This window comes from Pontimicrobium sp. MEBiC01747 (genome assembly GCF_053601635.1).
The window spans coordinates 1-24307 of sequence record NZ_JBSHNS010000488.1 but is presented as its reverse complement, the minus strand read 5'-3'; the positions used below and the strand labels follow the sequence as shown (position 1 = coordinate 24307).

Sequence of the window (24307 nt, the reverse complement as noted above, 5' to 3'; positions counted from 1 at the left end):
ATATACCCCTGTAGGGAAGTTTTTAGAGCGGTTTGCATAGCATTTTTGTATTCAGTTTGATACACTTTCTTGCTTTCAGTACTAAAAAGGTTTGCAAAAGACATGCGTACCATATTCTCGAAATTAGTTTGCACCATTTTATTAGCACGAGATCTTAATAGTTTTCGTTCGTTATCATCAGCTTCATAAGTAGAGTTTAATAAACAAAGACCTTTTATGTTTTTTGTAAAACGTTTTGAAAAGTTTAAAGCAACATAGCCCCCCATAGAATGACCTACAAAAATATAATCTGTTAAATTTAAATAATCTAAAACAGCTTTTACTGCGTTTGCCATATCGCTCATAGTGTGTATATAACCTATACAGTTAGTTTTTCCATGACCTAACAAATCTATGGCTATAACACTGTGGTTTTTAGCTAAAACTGAAATGGTATCATTCCACATAGAATGATCTTCTAAAAAACCATGTAATAAAACAATAGGAGTGCCTTTACCAGAAATGGTATAAAAAATATTAATTCCTTTGTATTCTAAAATCATTTTTAAAGTATATTAGGCAAAATATAAGTTTAAGTATGTAGTAGCAAGTTTTTACTAAAAAAATATGAGTAAAAGAAAAGATTTATTTGTAACGAGTTTTGCATTGTTTTCCATGTTCTTTGGAGCTGGTAATCTATTATTACCTCCGCTTTTAGGTTATAACGCAGGAGAGGATTGGTTTTGGGTAACAATAGGGTTTATGTTAACAGCAGTGGTTATCCCTATTTTTGGCATTTTAGCACATGCAAAACTGCAAGGTACTATGTTCGATTTTGGTAAAAAAGTATCTCCAATTTTTAGTTTAGTCTATTGTGTTATAGTATATGTTATATCTGTAGCTATACCATCTCCTAGAACAGCATCTGCTACACATGAAATAGCCATTCATCCTGTATTTGAGACAAGCCCATTACTTACAAGCGCTATATATTTTACTTTGGTATTAGTATTTGTTTTAAATCGTTCTAAAATATTAAATTTAATAGGTAAATTTTTAACCCCATTAATAGTAATCGCTCTGCTTTTAGTAATAGGAATAGGGTTGTTTTCTAGTACAATGGAAATGAATCCTGCAACGTTTGAAGCGCCAATTGTAAGTGGTGTTTTAGAAGGTTACCAAACGTTTGATGCTATTGGAGCAGTAGTAGTTGGGGCAGTTATAATTATCTCTTTAAATTTTAAAAAAGAAGACTCTTTTGAAGATAGAAAAACGCTCATTAAAAAATCGGGCTTTATAGCTGGGCTAGGATTATTTATTATTTATGCAGGGTTAATTTCGGTAGGCGCATTTTATGGAGCAGAAATAAATATAGATACAGCTTTAAGTAGCGATATGCAAAGGGCTAATTTATTAAGAGGAATAAGCATCGCATCATTAGGGAGTTTTGGAAATACTATATTAAGTGTTTTAATATCCTTAGCATGTTTTACAACAGCTGTTGGTATAATAGCAGGTACAGCAGATTATTTTAAAGGTTTATTAAATAACTCTCAAATAGTATATACAATTACAGCAGTTATAGCATGTGTTGTAGGTGTCGTTATTGGGCAATTAAATTTTCATTCTATAATAATGATAGCCTTACCAATACTAATGTTTATTTATCCAATAACTATAGTTTTAATTTTATTAAACGTTGTGCCAGAGCAATATGCATCAAAACTAGTATTTAGAGGAGTTGTTATTGTAACTTTTTTGTTTAGTATTCCAGATTTCTTGAAATTTATAATAAATCCAGAGTATTTAGAAGAAATTATAAATAGTATTCCTTTAGCTAAATATAGTTTTGGCTGGGTTTTACCAGCTTTAATTATGTTTCTAGTGTTAAATTTTAAAAAATTTACGACTAAACCAACAGCATCTATTTAATAAACCAATGGCAGTTCAAGACATTACAACCTATACATTTAAAGATATATTTACGTTAAGCGTTGTTCAATTCGAAAACGCTTGTGTTGTAAACAAGCCAGAGCAAATAGACGCCTATAGTATATATTGGATTAAAGAAGGCCGAGGAACTTATAATATAGACTTTAAAAGTTACACTTTTAACGAGAATGTGTTGTTCTTTCTATCTCCAGGGCAAGTATTTTCGGTAGATTCCGAAAAAATAAAAGAAGCCTATAAACTTACTTTTGTACGCGATTTTTATTGCATACAAACCCATGATAAAGCTGTAGCCTGTAATGGCGTACTGTTTAATAATGTTTACGAAACCCCATTTGTAAAACCTTGTGAAAACGATACTAAAAAACTAAATTTTATTTTAGAAAGCTTAGTAGAGGAGTTTAACAGCGACAATACTGCGCAGTACGATATGCTACAAACCTATTTAAAGCAGTTTATTATACACTCGGTACGAATAAAAAAGGAGAATCATCCTATAAAAGATGCAGTAGAAACTAAACTTTTTAAAGATTTTAGCGTGTTGGTAGAGCAAAATTATAAAACACTACATTCAGTAACCGATTATGCAAATCGTTTAGGTGTGTCTCCAAAATCGCTTACCAAAAACTTTCAAAAAGTAGGAGCGCAAACCCCTAGCGATTTTATTAAAAGCAGAATAGTATTAGAAGCCAAGCGCCAACTAATCTATACAGACGAACCCGTAAAACAAATAGCCTATAGTTTAGGTTTTAACGATTCTGCCTATTTTACACGATTTTTTACAAAAGCAACTTCAAAATCGCCACTGCAGTTTAGAAAAGAGTATTAATGCGTACGAGTTATATTTTATACTTTTAATCATTCTCAATGTTATATTAATTATTAAGGCGTGACCACAAGGGTCAGGCTGTCCATATATATCTTTTTATCCCTTTTTGGGTATAAAAAGGATGCCATTTCCATCCTTCACGCAAAAAAATGCTAGTAAAATTAGGCAAGTCCAAGCATAAGGAACTTTTGTCCATTTTTTAAGGTGTATTCGTGTTGCATCTTTGCAGTGTAATTAAATAGTAACAATTAAACACAACATAAAATGGAAGCAATAGAAAAAAATCAGTGTCCTAATTGTTGGGGATATCAAGTTTATAACGAAAAACAACCACAGCAAAAAATGTGCGAATGCACAAAAGAAAATAAATAGAAAATAAATTAATAAATAAAAACCTATTCTAGTAGGTAAAAATAATAATAATATGAGTACAAGAATTGAAACATTAAACCCAGAAACAACAACAGGTAAATCGAAAGAATTATTTAATGCAGTACAAAGTAAACTAGGCTTTATACCTAATTTAATTAAAGTGTTTGGTAACTCTCCAGCAACATTACAAACCTATTTAAGTTTAGGGGAATTAACAGGAAGCGGAAATTTTTCTAACAAATATAGAGAGCAATTGGCATTAGCAATAGCAGAAAGTAATGCTTGCAATTACTGCTTATCTGCGCACACGGCAATTGGAAAGATGAATGGTTTAAGCGAAGAGCAGACAGAACAAAGTCGTCAAGGATTTGCAAACGATGATAAAGCTCAGGCAGGATTACAATTTGCAAAAGCAGTAACAGAAAATAGAGGTCAAGTCTCATCAGAAGCTATTGCAGAAGTAAAAGCAGCAGGATTTAATGATGGCGATATTTTAGAAATTGTATTAAATGTGGTTTCTAATACATTAACAAACTATGTTAACCACATCGCAGAAACAGAAGTAGATTTTCCATCTGTAGAAGCAGGTAAATTTACAGTAACTCAATAAAATAATAATTAACAATAATCAATAAACCCCTATTTGAAGGGAACACAAACAACAAAAACAATGAAAAATTTAGTATTAGGAGTATTTTTAGTAGCCTTCACATTTGTTGCACAGGCACAAGACAAAATGAAAAAAGCAGTAAAAACAGTAGCTTTAGAACAAACAAAAGGAGAATTTACTCAAAAAGGATTAACATTATCTGAAGGAACCTATGTTTTTAATGTAACAAATAGCAATGCGGCACCAGAAGTTGGATTAGTATTAATACAAGATGGAAAAGATGGAACTAACCCAAAAAATCACATAGCAGATGCTTATGTATCTCAAATGGTAAAGCATGGTAAAACAGAATCATCAAAAGCGGTGACACTTAAAAAAGGAACATATAAGTATTTCTGTCCTTTTAATAAAACACCACAGTACACATTAACTGTAGAGTAGTTAGTTATTTAGTTTATTATTTTAAAGCGAATTCTTTAATTGGAGTTCGCTTTTTTTGTTGCTTTTTAAAGGCTATAATTGTTCCTTTAATGTTCTAGCAATTACAGTATCGTAAATAATTTTTAATTTGCTTATTTTATTTTCCAAATCAAACTCTATAATATCTACAACATCAAACTCAACCCTTTCATTGTTCTTTAAGGTCCATTTGTATGTAAAGTATAGCGCTAGATTATTAGACTCACCATCTTCGAAAATTCCTAATAAGTGAAGTTGAGAGTTTGTTGTGTCACTACTTAACTCATAATAAAATTCATCTGCTTTTTTTATACCATACAGAGGGGAGTCGACTATTCCATCTGTATTAAATAAATTAATTACATTTTTAATGTCACCTTTTTCAAGATAATCTATGTATTTAATAGCGATTTCTTTTTTTGTCATAATGAAATAAATGGGTTTAATAGTTTAGAAGAAAAATAAAGCTAAGCATTATTTTTATATGTAGTTGTTTTTTACTGTTATTTCATTTTTTTTAAATACTTAATAGTAAAAAAGGGGTATTTATACGCTTGTTTGGTAATACTTGAATATAGTAGTTTTATGGTATCAACCCATAATATGTATAACCAAATAAAATAAATTTAAAATGACACAGTATAAAAGTCGTAAAGAGTTTTTGCAGAACAACCCAAAAGCATCTGCATTTGCTGCATTAGATAAAGCTACACGTAGACAAAAACAAATTACAGATCAAGCAATACAATTAAAGCCAGGTCAGCTAAAAGGAAAGGACGTTATTGTTATAGGGTCTGGAGTTGGAGGACTTACCACTGCTTACGAGATATTAGCACAAAAATCTGGTGCAAAAGTAACGGTATTAGAAGCCTTAAACAGAACAGGAGGGCGTTGTTTAAGCTTGCGAACAGGAGATACATTAACAGAAGATATTAATAGCGATTTATTTAACTCTACCCCAGGAGAAACACAAGTTGTACGCTTTAAAAGACCAGTAGGAGACTCAGAACCTTATCTTAATGCTGGACCTGGTAGAATACCAAGTAGCCATAAACGGTTATTAGATTATTTGAAAAAATTCTCTGTAGATGTTGAGGTTTACGTTATGAACTCAGAGTCTAACTTAGTACAAAAAGATAGTAGTTTTGGTGGCGAGGCCATGGTATATCGTCATTTAGATCATAATACACGAGGTTGGTTAGCACAAATAGTTTATAGTAAAGCAGAAAAACTATTAAGTGACCCAGAATTGAATATTAGCAAAGACGATTTAAAAACTCGTGTAGAAGAGCTACAGAGCTTAATGGTTAGTTTTGGGGAACTTGATGCAAATGGAAAGTATGAGGCTACTGCTGGTTCTGTAGGTTTTGAAAACGGTAAAACAAGAGCAGGTTATTCTGTACTACCAGGTGTAGCAGCAGGGATTGTGACAGATGTGCTGAGTTTTGATAATTTATTGAAATCTAAATTTTGGGAAGGCACTAAGTTTTATCAACCCGCAGATTTTTTATGGCAGCCAACACTATTTCAGCCAGTAGGAGGTATGGATCAAGTACAACATGCTTTTACACAGCAAGTAGCAGCTTTGGGTGGCGATATTCATTTAAATAGCCCTGTTAAAAAAATTGACTGGTGCGAGGAAAGTCAGAAATTTAAAATCTTTGTAAGTCAAGTAGGAACAGAAGATTTAATAGAATATAAGGCAGATTATTGTATTTGTAATCTTGCAATGCCGTTTTTAAAAAATATAGTATCAGACAAACTTATGAAAACTGGGTTCGAAGATAGATTTAAAGAAGCGCTTGAAGCAGTTTATGTTGCGCAATTTACTCCTACTAAGGCTCCTGGTTACAAAGCGAGAGAAGATGGTTACGTGCCAAAATTTTTAGCAAGTACCTCTAAAGTTGGTTGGCAGGCTAATAGAGAATTATGGCAAGGAAGTTCGATAAAACCAGAAGCAGGAGGCGTTAAAAAATCTGAAATAGGTGTCGTCCCTATCTTTGGGGGAATTTCATGGACCGATAGCGAAATTCAACAAATTTGGTATCCGTCTACAGGATATCAAGATGAAAAAGGCGTTTTAACAGGAGCTTACAATTTTGATAAAATAGCTAACGAGTGGGGAAAATTACCAATAAGTGAAAGGCTAGACAAAGCGAGAAAAGATGCTAGTAAATTTAATGAGAAATTTGCAGAAGGATTGGATGATGGTTTGGCAATTGCATGGCAAAACATGCCACATATAAAAGGCGGTTGGGCGTATTGGCAAGCAGTGGGAGACTCTAAATATTCTACAAGGCAATTTAACGCTATTGCTCAAGGAACTGGCATATATAATGAGAAGAATAAGACTTATAATGACCCTTGTTTTTTTATTGTAGGCGATCAAATCTCGTCTTTGCCAGGTTGGCAAGAAGGCGCGATAGCAGCAGCAATTAATGTTATTAGTCGTATGGCAAAACCAGATGTAGAAATTGCACCATTAGCAAATCTTCCAGATACACGTTTAATGGTAGAAGGTATTTAATAAATAGTAGTTTTATTATCATAAAGAAAAAACCATTTAACAACATCTGTTAAGTGGTTTTTTTGATTTTTATACCCTTTAAAAGAGACTATAATTAGTAAGATGTTATTTGTTTTTTTCTTCTTTCTTAGAATAGAACCAAGCCCCAATACCTAATAAAACATAAAGGACTACTATAGCAATCATTTGTTCCCATTTGGTTGTAAACTCATAATATAAAATAAGTATGCCACCACTACCCAAACCTATTATTGATAATACTGTTAATAGTTTTGATGAATTAGTTTTAGTTCTTATTCTATAATTGGCAACAGCCATTAATAATGATACTAAAAGAAAGGTAATACTTCCAAACTCTAGTATTAATTCTAGCCCACCAATAAGAATTAAAAGACTAGCCATAACAGCCATTCCAATAATAGCATTTTGTGGGCTATTGTTTTTTCTAATAGATAACCAATTAGGGAAATAACCATCTTTGGCTATTACAGATAGTTGTCTTGAAGATCCAAAAACTGTACCGCTAATGGCGCTACTAGATGCTAAAAGTGCACCAATTATTACAAGATAGGTGCCTAAATCTCCTAATATTTCTCCAGCTCCAGCTGCAAGAGCATACTCTTTGTTTTTTACAATATCTTCAGTTGGAATTGCAAATAAGGCACCAATTGAAATAATTACATAAATTAAAATAGCTAAAGCAATTGCAGAATATATGGCTCTTGGAATGTTTTTTTCTGGCTTAGTCATTTCATTTACAGCATTAATAACTAGCTGAAAACCTTCATAGGCAACAAATGTTATAGAAGCAACAATAAGAATAGAAAAAAGACTAGAGTTTTTGGTATCTAAAGCTAAATTGTCAATAAATGTTTCAAAATCGGTTGTTCCGTGTTGCATTAAAACAAATGAAATAATGGTTAAAATGATTAATTTTGTGTAGACCATTAAGTCTTCAATCTTTCCCATCCCGTTAACACTCCATATATTTATAATGGTAAAAATGCCAATAACCCCAATTGCAATCGCTTTTCTAATCCAAACATTATCTGCAAAATCAGAACTACTAATAGCATAAGAAGAAAACGTGTAAGCATACAGAGCAAGCGTGCTTATGTAGCCAAAAATAATAAACCAACCTATAGCAGAAGCTGAAAACCTTGAGTTTGGGTAGGTTCTTTTGTAAAAAGAATAAGTTGCACCCTCATCCCGATAATATAACCCTAGTTTTACATAAGAATATGCCGCTAATGCCGCAATTAATCCGCCAATAATAATTGCAATTGGGGTTAAATTACCAATCATTGATACAGAAATACCTAGAATAGTAAAAATTCCACCACCAACCATACCGCCTAGAGCAATAGCTATTAATTCTGCTAGACCTAATTTTTTATTTCTATTTCTATGTTGAGTCATTGGTTGTTATTATCATTTTTATTCGTTTTTTCTTGTAATGAGATATAAAGTCTTTGTAGTATGTTTATAGTTACGTAGTTAAATATCCAAATTAACAAATAAAAACCGAATAGTATGTTTTAAGTATTTTTATGAACTTGAAAGTTAGGTTAATTATAGGTTTTTTTGCTAAGTTGTATATGTATATATTTTAAATAAGCTATTATTAGTTATTAATAAAAGGATTAATGCAAACGTTTTATAGTAGAAAACGCTTGATCTACAAGGTGGTCTTCTACCAAAACAGTAAACTCATTGGTTGTAGAAATTACTTCGTAGATAGCAATACCCTCCCATGCAAACCGTTTAAAAATTTGATAGTATAGCCCAGATATTTTAGAATTGTCTTTTGGTAAACGAATACTAATAGCAGAAAGCTGTTCTTGTAAACCAGTTTTAGTCTCGTTTTTAAAAGCCTCTAAAACGGTTTGTTTTTCTGAGCTAGAAATAACAAGATTACTTTCGAAAATACCTCTTGAAAATCCATAAAATACCTCTGTATTAATACTCTCTAATATTTTAGCATGGCTATGGATTAGGGTTTTTGAGTTTTCGAAAGTAAAATCGATTAAATTAGACCGTACAGTAATATCTCCCAAATCTTTTAAAACCGACCTTAGTTTTTTAGAATGGCGGAGGTATTTAGGTGGGTTGTAGCGCCGTAAAGCCATCATTATGGCGCCTGTTTTTACAGGTTTTCGTAGCATTTTGCTTACAGGTGTTTGTAACTCTTCGGCTAAGGCAGAAAAATTAATAATGCTTCTAGATAAAGCTTCTTCTAGAAAAGGTTGGGTAATTAAAATGTCTTCTACACAAGAGGCAATTGTCTTCATAAATATTATTGTTTAACCTTTCATTAATGAAAGAGTTAGATCTACAATTACACATTATTTATTGTTAAATAATTAACATGATGTGTAAAATTAGACTAATTTTTTCATTTTTAATTATAAAGGAAGAACTAAATGTACTTTTATCTTCTAAAACAGTCAGTGCGTCAATCTGAACTTGTTTAGCTTTCTGATTATAGTAGGTCAGAATCTCATAGGTTTCATTTTGGTTAATTAATTTATATGAGATGCTATAACGAGTTCAGGTTGACGCTACTGATATATCCAGTATATTAAATAATAAAATATGTTAGTATTAAAGTTTGGTGGAACATCGGTAGGATCTGTAGAAAATATGATTACTGTAAAAAATATCATTAATGATACTACTAAAAAGGTCGTGGTATTATCTGCAATGTCTGGAACTACAAACGCACTTGTAGAGCTATCGGAAAACATTAAACAAGCAGAAGTAAAAAACGCATTAGCTTGCCTTAAAAAGTTGCGAGCATCTTATACAATAACCCTTAACGAGTTGTTTAATAACGAAACTATAAAAGCAGAGGTTACTAGTTATGTAAACGCTATATTTAATGTATTAGAACGCTCGGTAAATACACTGCATACATTAGTTTTACATAATACCATTGTAGCACAAGGCGAATTATTATCCACCTTTATTTTTAGTCGTTTTTTACAGCAAGAAGGCTTAAATGCTGTATTGCTACCTGCATTAGATTTTATGCGTGTAGATAGAAATAATGAACCAGATAATTTTTATATAAAACAAAATCTTAATCGTTTATTTAAAACAGTTCCAGAAGCAGATATTTATATAACGCAAGGATTCATTTCGCTAGATGCAGATGGAGAAATCTCTAATTTAAATAGAGGTGGAAGCGATTATACAGCAACAATAATAGGAGCAGTTTTAGAAGCTAGAGAAGTACAAATATGGACCGATATTGATGGATTTCATAATAACGATCCAAGGTTTGTAAATAATACTAAAGCAATCTCTAATTTATCGTTTGATGAGGCAGCAGAACTAGCTTATTTTGGTGCTAAAATATTACACCCACAAACCGTAATGCCTGTTCGTGCATTAGACATTCCTGTACGTTTAAAAAACACAATGGCTCCAGAAGTTTATGGAACTTTAATAACTAATACTATTCATGGAGAAGGTATTAAAGCTATAGCCGCAAAAGATAATATTACTGCAATTAAAATTAAATCGGCTAGAATGTTGCTGGCGCATGGATTTCTTAAAAAGGTGTTCGAAATTTTTGAAAGGTTTGAGACGTCTATAGATATGATAACCACTTCGGAAATAGCCGTGTCCTTAACTATAGATGATGTAACCCATTTAGAAGCCATAGTTGCTGAGCTTGAAACGTTTGCAACTGTAGAAGTCGATGACTATATGAGTATTATTTGTTTGGTAGGCAATACTATTATATACCATCCAGACACACCTAGTTTATTTCAGGTGTTGCAAGATGTAAACGTAAGAATGATAGCCTATGGCGGAAGTAATAATAATATATCGTTATTGGTAAATACTAGCGATAAACTAGAAACATTACAAAAACTACAGCGCTATGTTTTTGAAACATTTCCACCGGTATTAGCTTCAATATAAAAATGATGAAAAAGAAGAATTTAAGGCAATAAAAACAGGAGCATATAGCTCCTGTTTTTTTATGTTTTTTATAAACTCTTTATTTAAGAATTCATAAGCTCTTCAATTTCATCTGCTTCAATAGGAATATTACGCATTAAATTAAATGGCTCTCCGCTTTCCTGTATAACAACATCATCCTCTAAACGAATACCAAAACCTTCGTCTGGAATATAAATGCCGGGTTCTACAGTAAATACCATGTTGGCTTGCATAGGTTCGGTTAAAATACCATAATCATGAGTATCTAAGCCCATGTGGTGAGAGGTTCCGTGCATAAAATACTTTTTATAAGCAGGCCAGTTAGGATCTTCATTCTGTACATCGGCTTTATCAATTAAACCTAAACCTAATAATTCACTCGTCATTAATTTACCAACTTCTACATGGTAATCTGCCCAAATAGTTCCTGGAGTTAATAATTTGGTTGCAGCATTTTTTACTCTATTAACTGCATTATAAACATCCTTTTGTCTAGCTGTAAATGTTCCAGAAACAGGAATAGTACGTGACATATCGCTAGAATAATTAGCATACTCGGCACCGACATCTAATAATATTAAATCGCCAGCCTTACATTGCTGATTGTTTTCTATATAATGCAATACGTTAGCATTATTACCAGAAGCTACAATAGGTGTGTAAGCAAATTTTTTAGAACGGTTTCTTAAAAATTCGTGCATAAACTCGGCTTCAATTTCAAATTCCCAAACATCTGGTTTTACAAAATTTAAAATTCTACGAAACCCTTTTTCAGTAATATCGCAGGCATTTTGAATTAAATCTAACTCTATTTGGTCTTTTACAGAGCGTAAACGTTGTAAAATAGGATTGCTTTTTGCTACGCGATGCGCAGGATATTTATTTTTTAACCATTTTGTAAAGCGGTCTTCTCGAGTTTCAGTTTCAACATTAGCACGATAATGTTCGTTAGTATTAATATATACTGTTTCGCATTGCGACATAATTTCTGCCATAACCTTATGTAAATCTTGTAGCCAATACACGGTTTTTATACCACTGGTTTCAAAAGCTGCATCTTTAGTTAGTTTTTCGCCTTCCCAAATGGCAATATGCTCGTTAGTTTCTGTTAAAAATAGTAGTTCTCGATGTTTTGGATTTGGACAATCTGGAAATAATACTAATATACTTTCTTCTTGATCTACACCACTTAAATAAAAGATGTCTCTGTGTTGCTCAAAAGGTAATGTACTATCTGCACTAACAGGATAAATATCGTTAGAGTTAAACACAGCAATACTATTGGGTTGCATTTTTGCAGCAAAGTTTTTACGGTTTTTAATGAAGAGGTTGCGATCTATTTTATGATATTTCATTGGAAAATGTATTTTTAGTCCTCTTAAAAAGAGAATTTCTTATTATTTATTTTTTTTGATGTTCCCCAAAAATAATTAAATACCATGTGTAATCTGGTAGCCATTTGGCACTATTTTATGTTTTTACGAATTCTGCTCATGTGCCTTGATGAAATTCCTAAAAAAGAAGCTAAATAGTGTAGTGGTACTTTTTGAAGCAATTCGGGCTCATTAAGTAATAGCTTTTTATAACGCTCTTCGGGAGTTAAAGTGAGTAAATCAATACGATAATCGTCAATTAGAAAAATCTGATTTTCAATTAAATTATAGTAGAATGCATAAAACGCAGGGTTATTTTTAATTAAATCATTAAACGTAGTTAAGTCTATCACCCAAAGTTTACAATCACTTAAGGCACGGATGCTTTTTCGAGAAGGAATTTGGTTTTTAAAACTGTTTAAAGCAGAAGTTAACGAATTCTTTAAAGCTAAATAAGTAGTCTTTTCTTCGTCTAAAACCCTAATAGCATGTTGTAAAATTCCAGTTTCTATGTAGCAAAAGTATTTGCAAATTTGCCCTTCTTCAACAAAAAAAGAATGCTTCTTTAATTCTAGAAGAGAAAAATGCTCTAAAATTGAAGGAATACGTTCCTGTAAAGCATTGTTTTTAATCCCCTGTTTTAAATAAAGTGCTAAATGTGCTTTTGAGATAGTCATTACATATACTGTAGTTTCGTATGTCGAATTTAAAAATATAAATTCAATAAATGTTAATTATTAGGCTAATAAAGGTCTTTTAACTAGGGAACTTTGTTACTAAAATAACTTTTAATTACCTTTCATACCTTAATAGTATTAACCTGAAAAATGAAGGGCCTTAATTATAATGTTACGCCCTAAACAGATAAAACAATACAAAAACTAATGAAAACCAACCTATTTACACTTCTATTTACTATTGCAGTATTATCTAATGCACAGCAAATAACTTCCTCAGCAAATACAGTGACCGAAGCATTGCAGCAAAAAGTAACATTGCAAGAACAATCTATAGTAAAAAACATTCCGTTTAAAAATATAGGACCAACTGTAATGAGTGGACGTGTTACAGATTTAGCTGTAAACCCTGAAAATGAAACCGAATTTTATGTGGGCTACGCATCGGGAGGTGTCTGGCATACCGTAAATAACGGTACAACATTTACCCCAATTTTAGATTCAGCACCAACACAAAATGTTGGAGATATTGCTGTAGATTGGAAAACTAGGACTATTTGGGTTGGTACAGGAGAAAATAATAGCTCACGATCATCGTATGCAGGAATTGGTCTTTTAAAATCTACAGATAATGGAAAAACGTGGGAGAATATGGGGTTGTTGGACTCTCACCATATAGGTAGAATTTTAATAAATCCTAATAATGCAAATGAGCTAGTTGTAGGTGTAACAGGGCATTTGTACTCTCCAAATAAAGCACGTGGAATATACAAAACTAAAGATGGTGGAAAAACATGGTCTCAAACCCTCTTTGTAGATGAAGTTAGTGGAGTAATAGATTTACAACACGCACCTAATAATTATAATGTGATGTTTGCAACATCGTGGACAAAAGATAGAAAAGCTTGGAATTTTAATGGAAGTGGTAATAACTCAGCTATTTTTAAAAGTACCGATGCTGGAGAAACATGGGAGCGCGTATCTACCAAAAAAAGTGGTTTTCCAACAGGGGGAGGCGTTGGTAGAATAGGTGTTGCTATGTACGATGATACTACTATTTATGCAATTCACGACAGTCAATTTAGAAGAGAGCCAGAAGCGGATAAAGAAGAAAAAAGAGGGTTAACTAAAGAAGACTTTAAAACCATGGGAGTCTCTAAATTCTTAAATTTAGAAGATAAAAAGCTAAATAGGTTTTTAAAACAAAATGGATTTCAAGAAAAATACCGAGCAGAAAACGTAAAACAAATGGTAAGGAGCGGTAACGTAAAACCCGTTGACCTAGCAAACTATCTTGAAGATGCAAACTCTATGCTGTTTGATACACCAGTAATTGGCGCCGAAATATATAAAAGTACAGATGGCGGAAAGACTTGGAAAAAAACACATGATGATTATTTAGATGGTCTGTATTACAGCTACGGATATTATTTTGGACATATCTACGTTGCTCCAAATAATAAAGATAATATATATGTTTACGGTGTACCAATTTTAAAATCTAAAGATGGCGGAAAAACATTTGCCTCAATAAGTAAAGAAAACGTACATGCCGATCATCATGCATTATGGATAAATCCTAAAAACCCTAATCATTTAATAAATGGAAACGATGGAGGTGTAAATATTTCTTACGATGACGGAGAAAACTGGATAAAGAATAACTCACCATCGGTTGGGCAATTTTATGCTATTAATGTAGACAATCAAACCCCATATAATGTTTATGGAGGATTGCAAGATAATGGTGTTTGGGTTGGACCACATAATGCAAGAGAGAATAAAGCGTGGCACCAAAACGGACAATACCCATGGAAGAGTATTATGGGTGGAGATGGTATGCAAATAGAAATTGATGAAAGAAACCCAGACATTGTTTACACAGGCTACCAATTTGGAAACTATTACAGAATAAATAGAGAGACAGGGAGGCAAAAATATATTCAACCAAAACATGAATTAGGCGAAAGTCCATATAGATTTAATTGGCAAACACCAATACAATTATCTAAGCATAATCAAGATATTTTATATCTAGGCGGTAATAAGTTAATGCGTTCTATGGATAAAGGAGATAATTGGAAAGCTATTTCTCCAGATTTAACCAAAGGAGGTAAAAAAGGGAATGTAGCTTATGGTACTATCACTAGTATTAGCGAATCGCCTTTTGAGTTTGGAGTTATATATGTAGGTACAGATGATGGTCTAGTACAAGTTACTAAAAACTCTGGAGGAAGTTGGGAAAATGTCTCATCATCTTTCCCTGAAAACTTATGGGTAACAAGAGTAATAGCATCAAAACACCATAAAAACAGAGTGTATGTAACCCTAAATGGTTATAGATGGGACGATTTTACGGCTTATGTATATATGAGTGATGATTATGGTAAAAACTGGAAAGCAATTAATAACAATGTGCCAGATTCTCCAGTAAATGTTATAAGAGAAGACCCTGTAAACGATGCACTATTGTATTTAGGAACTGATAACGGAGCGTATGTTTCCTTTAATAATGGCAGTTCTTGGGAAGCCTTTTCTAATGGCTTGCCAGCGGTTGCAGTACACGATATGATAATACAAAGTGCTACTAACGATTTATTAATTGGAACCCATGGGCGTAGTATATATACAGCCAACATAGCTCCATTACAACATAAAAATATATTAACAAATACTAACGAAATCGTGTTTTTTGATATAAATAAAATTCGGTATTCGTCGCGTTGGGGAAGCTCTTGGAGTAAGTGGTTAAAACCTTATGAACCTTCAGCAACAATTAAATTTTATTCTGCTAAATCAGGTAAGCAAACTGTGCAAATCCGTTCAAGTCAAAATACACTTTTAAATACAATTGAAGTAGACGTTAGTAAAGGTTTTAATTATGTAGATTACGATTTAACTATTTCTGAAAAAGGAAGAAAAAAACTATTGAAAGAAAATACAAGTATAGACATTAATAAAGCTAAAAACGGAAAGTATTACTTGCCAAAAGGGAATTATACTGTAGAAATATCTAGTGCTAAATTAAAAAGAAACACAGATTTAATAATAAAATAATTTTTTACTGTAGTCATTTTTAATTAATGAATAGTAAGCCAAAGCTTTATTTTATATCAGGTACTATGTGTACTCCAGAACTTTGGAGTAAAGTTCAATCTAATTTGTCTACTTACAATTGCATGTATGTAGATACTACTTTAGCGACGTCGTTTATAGAAATAGATGCGATGCTAGATAGTATTTTAAGCAAAAATGCTTTTGTTGTAGCCTTTTCTATGGGTGGGTATGCTGCATTACATTTTGCAATAACTTACCCAAAAAGAATAGCAAAACTTATGATTATTGCGGTTTCGGCTAATGGATTAAGTAAAGAGGAATTGCAATTACGAAAAAATACTATAGAGTTTTTGGAGACTCATAAATATAGCGGTATTTCTAAAACAAGAGTATTACAGTTTTTACATCCAAAAAATTACCAAAATAAGGAGCTTATTCAAATTATTAAACAAATGGATGCGACTTTAGGAAAAGAGGTGTTAATTAAACAGCTTAAAGCAACATCTCAACGAGTTTCTTTGTTGGGGCAGTTAGCAAGTTTAGAAAACCCGATACATATAATTGCGTCTGTAGAAGATAAATTAGTGCCTATAAGTGCAGTGAGAAAAATGCAGAGTAAAATGCCAAATGCTACATTAACTATTGTGGATAATAGTGGCCATATGTTGCCTTTGGAATCACCAGAAATAATACAAGATTCAATTCGAGAGTTTTTTAATTAAAATTCAGTCAAGAATATAACCTGAATTTATGCGTTATCTATTTGGTTCTCATTTTTTTTGAGAAAATTAAATACTATTTTAGCATATATTAGTCATTGAATAAAATTTTAAAATAATGAAATACTTAAAACTTGCTGTAATATTATTAGTAATTACGCTAACATCATGTGTTGTGGATAATGATGAGTCTTTAAATGAGGTTATTCCAGAACCACCAGCAAATCTTATTATAAAATTTAAGTTCGATCCAACTCAAGAGCGATTAAACAATTTAGGAGAACCCTCAACAATTCCATCTGGTAATGCAGCGCAATCTCCTGTAATAAGCAAAATGAGTGCTAACTATATAGAGTTTTCACCAAATACAACAACACTATTAGGAGAAGGTGCTGTACTCTTTTCGGGAGTAGAAACTGAAGCTGGAGGGGATTTAGCTATAGATTTTCAAAATGCATCATTTGCAGGAGATAATGAAACTTATGTAAGTATACCTTTAAGTCAATTATCTGTAGGAGATTACAATTGGGTGCGTATATCACTATCGTATCAAGAAGGAGCAATAGACTTTTTGGCAGCTGATGGAAATGACTATACAGGTACATTGGCAAGTTTTGTAGGATATAATAATTATATAACTACATTCGATTTAAATGGAAGCGCATTAGAAGTAAATGATAATAAATTACAAGGTTTTTGGGCTTTTGAAACTATGGGGATTACAACACAAGGGCAAGCGCCAGTAGGGGCAACTACAGTGCCAAATCCATTATTTGATACCTCTCCAATACCAGATGGATCCTGTGTAGTAACAGGGCAATTTGAGAACACTTTTACTGTAACGGGAGAAGAAACAGAAGACATAGAGGTTGTTTTGTCTTTTTCTGTAAATAATAGTTTTGAATGGACAGAAGTTACTGAAGATGGAAAGTATGAACCAGCTGCAGGTGAACAAGTTGTAGATATGGGTATTAGAGGGTTGATACCAACAATTTCTAATTAAATAAAGTTATTTAGAGTTATTCTAAATCCTGTTTTTTTTCTGTTAAAATAAACTAAAGGCGTAAAGTTTGCGTTTTGTTGATGACTATATTGGTCTCCTAATTAAATCATCAATCAAATCATCATGCAAAAACTTGTAATCGTTTTACTTGCGCTATTCTCTGTGTTTAAAAGTTTCACTCAAGACACAAAAAACAAAGAATTAAAGATATTTTTAGACTGTAATATATGCGATAATACATATATTAAACAAAACCTTGGAAAGGTGGAGTTTGTAAGAGATCAAAGCCTTGGAGATGTACATTTATTTTTTGTCTCTCAAAGAAACGGAAGCGGTGGGCGTAGCTATGAAATTGACTTTATAGGGAAAGAAGAATTAGCAGATATAAATTATAAAATTGAATTCTCTACCGATGCTAACATGACTAGTGATGATGTTAGAAAAAGAATTCTTAAAAACATTAAATTGGGTTTAGTTCGCTTTTGGATTGCAAAAGGGGCTATAGATGAGGTAAGTGTAAGCGTACCAACACCTAGTGCAGAAAGTGATACTGCTGAAGTTAAAGACCCATGGAACTATTGGTTATTTAGAATAGGAGCTAGAGGTTTTTTTAATGGGCAAGAATCTAACCGAAGTAGTAACTTAAACTTTAATGTGTCTGCACGAAGAGTAACAGAGAAAAATAAATTCTCATTACGAATGGGCTTTGGAGAAAATAAATCGGTATTTACTTTCGATGATGAAGACATTGTGGCTATTAACAATAATAAGTTTTTAAACGTAAACGATGTTATTAGTTTAAATAACCATTGGTCTGCTGGAGCATTTGGAAGTCTTGGTTCCTCTACATTTTCTAATAGAGACCTGTATTGGTCTTTTAAACCAGCTATAGAGTATAATTTCTTTAAATATGACGAATCTGCTAAAAAGCAACTAACATTATCATACAGAAACGGAGTTGTGTATAACAAATATATTGAGCGTTCTGTTTTTGGAAAAAATGAAGAACATTTATGGGAGCATAATGTTTTGTTAGGAGGTGTTGTAAGGCAAGAATGGGGGAATATTAATGGAGAAGCCTCTTTTAATCAGTATTTACACGATACTACATTAAATTCGTTAGGGTTTTTTTTAGGTGCTAATATTAGAATTTTTAAAGGGTTTAATTTTGACGTAAGTGGTAATTATAGAATTACAAGAAACCAAATTAATTTACCAGCTGGAGATGTGTCTTTAGAAGAGTTGCTATTACAACAACAGCAATTACAGTCTGGGTATAATTATTTTGTAAGTATAGGTTTTAGTTATTCTTTTGGTTCTATTTATAATACAGTTGTAAATCCAAGATTTAATTTTTAATACGAGCTATAATGTTTAAGCTACTTCTTGTTTTGTAAGTTGTTGGTAATGTGTGGCATGTGTGTTTAGTTCTATTGTATACAATAGGCTTTAGAGCAGTTTTTGATTATTTATTTTTAAAGCATTGATGTTGAAAAAGGTAAGTAAGAAGCTTAAACAAAAACAATAATTTTAGAAGCTTAACTTAAACCGATTCTAAATAGTGAGCAAAAGCATAGTATAAATTTGTGATACTAACTAACGAGCGTTATCTTTGTTGAACACTATACTTAACAACAAAAATAATGAGCGGAATTTTAAATTCTTCAATAGGAAGAAAGTTTGCCATGGCACTTTCGGCACTCTTTCTAATGTTTTTTTTACTTCAACATTTTGCAATTAACATTCTATCGGTATTCAGTCCAGATACTTTTAACGAAGCATCTCACTTCATGGGTACGTTTTGGGCTGTTCAATACATATTGCAACCCATACTAATATTTGGAGTGGTTTTTCACTTTGTAATGGGGTTTGTTTTAGAAATTAGAAATAATAAAGCAAGACAAGTTAGTTATGCTAAAAATAATGGAGGTGCAAACTCTTCTTGGATGAGTAGAAATATGATTTGGAGTGGAGGCTTTATATTAGTCTTTATGATTATTCATTTTATAGATTTTTGGATTCCAGAATTGAATACAAAATTTGTTGCAGGCGACATGTCTGGATTAATAAACCCAGAAGATGCAACAAGTGGATTTAGGTATTATGAAGAGTTAGTTCATAAATTTCAACCTATGTGGCGTGTAGCGTTATATGTTTTAGGGTTTGTATTCTTAGCATTACACTTATTACACGGTTTTAACTCGGCATTTCAGTCTGTAGGAGCAAACAATAAATATACTAAAGGATTAAAAGGGTTTAGCAAAATTTATGCAATTGGAATTCCTGTAGGGTTTATAATTATTGCATTATTTCATCATTTTAATCACTAATAATTAAGTTCAATATGGCTTTAGATTCAAAAACACCAAAAGGTCCAATAGCAGACAAATGGACTAATTATAAAAATAAAATTGATCTTGTAAATCCAGCTAACAAAAGAAACATAGATGTTATCGTTGTTGGTACTGGATTAGCAGGAGGTTCTGCAGCAGCTACTTTAGCAGAACTAGGATATAACGTAAAAGCATTTTGTTTTCAAGATTCTCCAAGACGTGCGCACTCTATTGCGGCACAAGGGGGAATTAATGCAGCAAAAAACTACCAAGGAGATGGAGATTCTACTTACAGATTATTTTACGATACTGTAAAAGGAGGAGATTACCGTTCTCGTGAGGCAAATGTATACCGTTTAGCTGAGGTATCTGCAAATATTATAGACCAATGTGTAGCGCAAGGTGTTCCTTTTGCTCGTGAATATGGAGGGTTGTTAGATAACCGTTCGTTTGGAGGGGTTTTAGTATCTAGAACATTCTACGCAGCAGGGCAAACAGGACAACAATTATTATTAGGAGCTTATTCTGCCATGAACCGTCAAATAGGTCGTGGAAAAATAAAAATGTACAACCGTCATGAAATGCTTGATGTTGTAAAGGTTGATGGAAAAGCTCGTGGAATTATAACACGTAACCTAATCACTGGAGAAATAGAACGTCATTCTGCACACGCAGTAGTTTTAGGAACAGGAGGATATGGTAATGTATTCTTCTTATCAACTAATGCGATGGGAAGTAATGTAACAGCCGCATGGAAAGCGCACAAACGTGGTGCTTACTTTGCAAACCCTTGTTATACGCAAATTCACCCAACATGTATTCCGGTTTCTGGAGACCATCAGTCTAAATTAACATTGATGTCTGAATCTCTTAGAAATGATGGACGTATATGGGTGCCTAAAAACATTAAAGATGTTGAGGCTATTCGTAATAAAACATTAAAACCAACACAAATTGCTGAAGATGATAGAGATTATTACTTAGAGCGTCGTTATCCAGCATTTGGTAACTTAGTACCTCGTGATGTAGCCTCACGTGCAGCAAAAGAAAGATGTGATGCAGGTTATGGTGTTAATGCAACAGGTGAAGCAGTCTATTTAGACTTTGCTTCAGCAATACAGCGTTACGGTAAAGAACAAGCAACAATTAAAGGGTTAAATATAAACGATGCCGCTCTTGTTAAAAAGCTAGGGCAAGAAGTCGTGAAAAATAAGTATGGAAACTTATTTCAAATGTACGAGAAAATCGTAGACGAAAACCCATACGAAACACCAATGATGATTTATCCAGCAGTTCATTACACAATGGGAGGTGTATGGGTAGATTATAACTTAATGACTACTGTACCAGGATTATATTGTATTGGAGAAGCTAACTTCTCAGACCACGGAGCAAATAGACTAGGAGCTTCTGCATTAATGCAAGGTCTAGCAGATGGTTATTTTGTATTACCATATACTATAGGAGATTACTTATCTGATGATATTAGAACTGGGCCAATTTCTACCGATTCGAAAGAATTTGAAGAAGCAGAAAAAGAAGTAAGAGCAAAAATTGATTTCTTTATTAATAATGAAGGATCTCATTCTGTAGATTATTTCCATAAGAAGTTAGGAAAGATTATGTGGAATAAAGTAGGGATGTCTAGAAATGTAAAAGGATTAACTGAAGCGATTCAGGAAATAAAAGCATTAAGAGAACAATTCTGGAAAGAAGTAAAAGTACCAGGTTCTAGCGATGAGTTAAACGAAGAATTAGCAAAAGCTGGACGTGTAGCAGATTTCTTAGAATTAGGAGAATTATTTGCTAAAGATGCATTAAACAGAGAAGAATCTTGCGGTGGTCACTTTAGAGAGGATTCTGTGGAGTTAGATGGAGAACAAAAAGGAGAAGCTTTACGTAATGATGAAGATTTTGCTTACGTAGCAGCATGGGAGTATAAAGGAGAACCTAGTGACGCTGTTTTACATAAAGAGCAATTAGAATTCAAGGATATAGAATTAAAACAAAGAAGTTATAAATAAAAGGAAGACTATGAATTTAACGTTAAAAATATGGCGTCAGAAAAACGCTAACGATAAAGGGAAAATGGTTGATTATAAAATCAGCGATGTATCTCCAGATATGTCTTTCCTTGAGATGTTAGACGTTTTAAACGAGCAACTTATAAACGAAGGAGACGAACCTGTAGCATTCGATCACGATTGTCGTGAAGGAATTTGTGGTATGTGTTCTCTATATATTAATGGAGAAGCACATGGACCAGATAGAGGTGTTACAACATGCCAGTTACACATGCGTATGTTTAAAGATGGCGATACTATTTATATAGAGCCATTTAGAGCAAAAGCATTTCCTGTAATAAAAGACTTAGTTGTAGACAGAGGTGCTTTTGATCGTATTCAACACGCAGGAGGGTTTATATCTGTAAATACTTCAGGTAACACAATAGATGCAAATGCTATACCTGTTAATAAGGCAGATGCAGATAAAGCATTTGAAGCAGCTACATGTATTGGTTGTGGAGCTTGTGTAGCATCTTGTAAAAACTCTAGCGCAATGCTATTTGTAGGGGCTAAAGTCTCTCAATTTGCATTATTACCACAAGGGCAAGTAGAAGCTACAGACCGTGTTTTAAACATGGTAAAACAAATGGATGAAGAAGGATTTGGTAACTGTACAAATACAGGAGCATGCGAAGTAGAATGTCCTAAAGGAATTTCGTTAGAAAACATTGCAAGAATGAACCGTGAATACTTAACAGCATCTTTAAAAGGATAGTTGTAATAATTATTTGTTAAGCATAAAAAAGAGGATAAGTTTTAAAACTTATCCTCTTTTTTATTATAAAACGTTTTTTAGTTTAATCTAAGTAGTATATATATCCAACATTAAACCAAACTAACCAATCATTGTTTTTATTAGAATCTAATTGGTGATTTAATCCATCGACCCAGTCGCTAAAGTAATATTGCCATCTTAAGTCTACCATTACATCTGCAAGAGGTGCTACTTTATATCTTACACCAACACTAGATACTATAGACCACGTACTACCAGACTCAACATTTATAGGTTCTGGAAAGTTACTATTTATTGTGTTTTGTGGATGTGTATTATACCAAGGATTGTAGAAGTTAGCAAAATTATCTGGGTCTCCATTTCCATAAGAAGTAGCTACTTTAGGATTGTAAGATACATAGTGAGCTCCTAGACTTACAAAAGGTGCAAACTTATACCCGAATGCTTGAAATGAACGAATACTTAAAGGAAAGAATTCTAACTGCATACCAATGTCAAAATTATTAGCTTCGCCTTCATGTCCTCTTAATTGATCAGCTTCAACAGTACCTCTAGAGTCATCAACCCATTTACCAAAATGGTTTAATTTTGTTTTATTCCAAGATATTTCGGTTCTAAGTTTAAAGTGATCATTAAAAAAGTTATCAGTAGTATAACAATTACAATCTGCTCTGTATGCAAAGTTAATATAGTGTACAATACCAACTCCTATACCTGTGTTTCCTTTGTTTGTTTCAAAGTCATTACGAACTCCAAAATCGGATTGAAATGCTACAGGTCCCGTTATTACCCCTATTTCGTGAGAAAACCCTAACTGAGAAAAAGCAGCTTGGGAGGCTAGGGAGATTAAAAATAGCAATGCTAATTGTTTTGCTTTAAGCATGATATGGTTCAAATTTAGAGGCTTATAATTAAACAAATATATAAAAACCCGATAAACCAGCAAATTTTATAGACAAAATGCATCGGTTCTTTCTGATTTTATTTTATTTAACAATAAAATTAACTTTTGCGAATTTAAAAAAAAAAGAATGTAATTTTTAAAGATAATGTATATTTGTATTAAAATAATATACATCATATTTATAATCATATAAGTAAATGAAAAATAAGATAGAATCATTTTTAGATCTTGTAAAAGAAAAAAATGGAAACGAACCAGAATTCTTACAAGCAGTTCATGAGGTTGCAGAGACTGTAATCCCATTTATTGAAGATAATCCAAAATATCAAGGTAAGATGTTATTAGAGCGTATGGTTGAGCCTGAGCGTACAATAATATTTAGAGTACCGTGGATAGATGATAATGGTAATACTCAAGTAAACAGAGCTTTTAGAGTAGAATTTAATTCTGCAATTGGACCTTACAAAGGAGGGTTACGTTTTCATCCATCAGTAAACTTAAGTATTCTTAAGTTTTTAGGTTTTGAACAAGTATTTAAAAATAGTTTAACAACTCTACCAATGGGTGGAGGAAAAGGAGGAAGTGACTTTAACCCAAAGGGAAAAAGTGATAACGAAGTGATGCGTTTCTGTCAGTCATTTATGAGTGAGTTATTTAGACACATAGGTGCAAACACAGATGTACCAGCTGGAGATATTGGAGTTGGAGGGCGAGAAATAGGTTACATGTTTGGACAATATAAAAGATTACGTAATGAGT

At 32.6% G+C, this 24307-nt stretch carries 21 protein-coding genes; 14 read left to right on the top strand and 7 right to left on the bottom strand.

The annotated features are described in order from the left end of the window. The coding region (locus ACVC2P_RS16235) for an alpha/beta fold hydrolase (RefSeq protein WP_452599505.1) at positions 1–542 on the bottom strand (542 nt) is incomplete at its 3' end. A gap of 64 nt (positions 543–606) precedes the next feature. On the opposite strand from ACVC2P_RS16235, the gene brnQ reads away from it, so the two are divergent. The 4 genes from brnQ to ACVC2P_RS16215 all read left to right on the top strand — a co-directional run bounded on the left by brnQ (position 607) and on the right by ACVC2P_RS16215 (position 4181). Next, positions 607–1911 carry a branched-chain amino acid transport system II carrier protein gene (brnQ, locus tag ACVC2P_RS16230; RefSeq protein WP_452599504.1) on the top strand — a complete coding sequence of 435 codons (1305 nt, stop codon included), beginning with the start codon at positions 607–609 and terminating at the stop codon, positions 1909–1911. Positions 1912–1918: 7 nt separating this feature from the next. Next, positions 1919–2758, top strand: coding sequence for a helix-turn-helix domain-containing protein (locus ACVC2P_RS16225; protein WP_452599503.1), 840 nt, complete (start codon positions 1919–1921; stop codon positions 2756–2758). A gap of 424 nt (positions 2759–3182) precedes the next feature. Next, positions 3183–3740, top strand: a complete 558-nt coding sequence (locus ACVC2P_RS16220) for a carboxymuconolactone decarboxylase family protein (RefSeq protein ID WP_452599502.1) — start codon at positions 3183–3185, stop codon at positions 3738–3740. Positions 3741–3800: 60 nt separating this feature from the next. Beyond that, positions 3801–4181, top strand: a complete 381-nt coding sequence (locus ACVC2P_RS16215) for a cupredoxin domain-containing protein (protein WP_452599501.1) — start codon at positions 3801–3803, stop codon at positions 4179–4181. Positions 4182–4253: 72 nt separating this feature from the next. Here ACVC2P_RS16215 and ACVC2P_RS16210 read toward each other — a convergent pair whose 3' ends face one another. Further along, positions 4254–4625, bottom strand: a complete 372-nt coding sequence (locus ACVC2P_RS16210; RefSeq protein WP_452599500.1) for a nuclear transport factor 2 family protein — start codon at positions 4623–4625, stop codon at positions 4254–4256. Between the two features lie 205 nt (positions 4626–4830). On the opposite strand from ACVC2P_RS16210, the gene ACVC2P_RS16205 reads away from it, so the two are divergent. Beyond that, on the top strand, positions 4831–6726 hold the full coding sequence (locus ACVC2P_RS16205) for a flavin monoamine oxidase family protein (protein WP_452599499.1): 1896 nt from the start codon (positions 4831–4833) through the stop codon (positions 6724–6726). A gap of 105 nt (positions 6727–6831) precedes the next feature. Here ACVC2P_RS16205 and ACVC2P_RS16200 read toward each other — a convergent pair whose 3' ends face one another. Both ACVC2P_RS16200 and ACVC2P_RS16195 read right to left on the bottom strand, forming a co-directional pair. Beyond that, complete coding sequence (locus ACVC2P_RS16200; RefSeq protein WP_452599498.1) at positions 6832–8145, bottom strand: APC family permease; 1314 nt, start codon at positions 8143–8145, stop codon at positions 6832–6834. A 224-nt stretch (positions 8146–8369) separates the two neighbouring features. Next, the gene (locus ACVC2P_RS16195) at positions 8370–9017 is read right to left on the bottom strand and encodes a hypothetical protein (RefSeq protein WP_452599497.1); all 648 of its coding nucleotides are present in this window, start codon (positions 9015–9017) and stop codon (positions 8370–8372) included. Positions 9018–9321: 304 nt separating this feature from the next. On the opposite strand from ACVC2P_RS16195, the gene ACVC2P_RS16190 reads away from it, so the two are divergent. Next, positions 9322–10659, top strand: coding sequence for an aspartate kinase (locus ACVC2P_RS16190; RefSeq protein ID WP_452599496.1), 1338 nt, complete (start codon positions 9322–9324; stop codon positions 10657–10659). Positions 10660–10742: 83 nt separating this feature from the next. On the opposite strand, the gene ACVC2P_RS16185 is transcribed toward ACVC2P_RS16190, so the two are convergent. Together ACVC2P_RS16185 and ACVC2P_RS16180 are read right to left on the bottom strand one after the other, a co-directional pair. After that, positions 10743–12035 carry an aminopeptidase P family protein gene (locus ACVC2P_RS16185; protein ID WP_452599495.1) on the bottom strand — a complete coding sequence of 431 codons (1293 nt, stop codon included), beginning with the start codon at positions 12033–12035 and terminating at the stop codon, positions 10743–10745. A 110-nt stretch (positions 12036–12145) separates the two neighbouring features. Next, positions 12146–12730, bottom strand: coding sequence for a Crp/Fnr family transcriptional regulator (locus ACVC2P_RS16180; RefSeq protein WP_452599494.1), 585 nt, complete (start codon positions 12728–12730; stop codon positions 12146–12148). Between the two features lie 207 nt (positions 12731–12937). Here ACVC2P_RS16180 and ACVC2P_RS16175 point away from each other — a divergent pair, with 207 nt between their 5' ends. The 7 genes from ACVC2P_RS16175 to ACVC2P_RS16145 all read left to right on the top strand — a co-directional run bounded on the left by ACVC2P_RS16175 (position 12938) and on the right by ACVC2P_RS16145 (position 22623). Further along, positions 12938–15787, top strand: a complete 2850-nt coding sequence (locus tag ACVC2P_RS16175; RefSeq protein ID WP_452599493.1) for a WD40/YVTN/BNR-like repeat-containing protein — start codon at positions 12938–12940, stop codon at positions 15785–15787. Positions 15788–15813: 26 nt separating this feature from the next. Continuing rightward, the gene (locus ACVC2P_RS16170) at positions 15814–16509 is read left to right on the top strand and encodes an alpha/beta fold hydrolase (RefSeq protein ID WP_452599492.1); all 696 of its coding nucleotides are present in this window, start codon (positions 15814–15816) and stop codon (positions 16507–16509) included. Between the two features lie 115 nt (positions 16510–16624). Further along, the gene (locus ACVC2P_RS16165) at positions 16625–17509 is read left to right on the top strand and encodes a hypothetical protein (RefSeq protein ID WP_452599491.1); all 885 of its coding nucleotides are present in this window, start codon (positions 16625–16627) and stop codon (positions 17507–17509) included. Between the two features lie 123 nt (positions 17510–17632). Further along, the gene (locus tag ACVC2P_RS16160; RefSeq protein WP_452599490.1) at positions 17633–18868 is read left to right on the top strand and encodes a hypothetical protein; all 1236 of its coding nucleotides are present in this window, start codon (positions 17633–17635) and stop codon (positions 18866–18868) included. A 284-nt stretch (positions 18869–19152) separates the two neighbouring features. Beyond that, positions 19153–19839 (top strand): succinate dehydrogenase cytochrome b subunit, encoded by a 687-nt coding sequence (locus tag ACVC2P_RS16155; protein WP_452599489.1) that lies wholly within the window; start codon positions 19153–19155, stop codon positions 19837–19839. 14 nt (positions 19840–19853) lie between these two features. Continuing rightward, entirely contained in the window at positions 19854–21866 is a 2013-nt protein-coding gene (locus tag ACVC2P_RS16150; RefSeq protein WP_452599488.1) for a fumarate reductase/succinate dehydrogenase flavoprotein subunit, read from the top strand. A 10-nt stretch (positions 21867–21876) separates the two neighbouring features. Continuing rightward, complete coding sequence (locus ACVC2P_RS16145) at positions 21877–22623, top strand: succinate dehydrogenase/fumarate reductase iron-sulfur subunit (protein ID WP_452599487.1); 747 nt, start codon at positions 21877–21879, stop codon at positions 22621–22623. Between the two features lie 82 nt (positions 22624–22705). Here the strand turns inward: ACVC2P_RS16145 and ACVC2P_RS16140 are convergent, their stop codons facing one another. Then, positions 22706–23527 (bottom strand): THC0290_0291 family protein, encoded by an 822-nt coding sequence (locus tag ACVC2P_RS16140; RefSeq protein ID WP_452599486.1) that lies wholly within the window; start codon positions 23525–23527, stop codon positions 22706–22708. A 218-nt stretch (positions 23528–23745) separates the two neighbouring features. On the opposite strand from ACVC2P_RS16140, the gene ACVC2P_RS16135 reads away from it, so the two are divergent. Continuing rightward, a partial coding sequence (locus ACVC2P_RS16135; RefSeq protein WP_452599485.1) for a Glu/Leu/Phe/Val dehydrogenase dimerization domain-containing protein occupies positions 23746–24307 on the top strand: 562 nt, incomplete at its 3' end.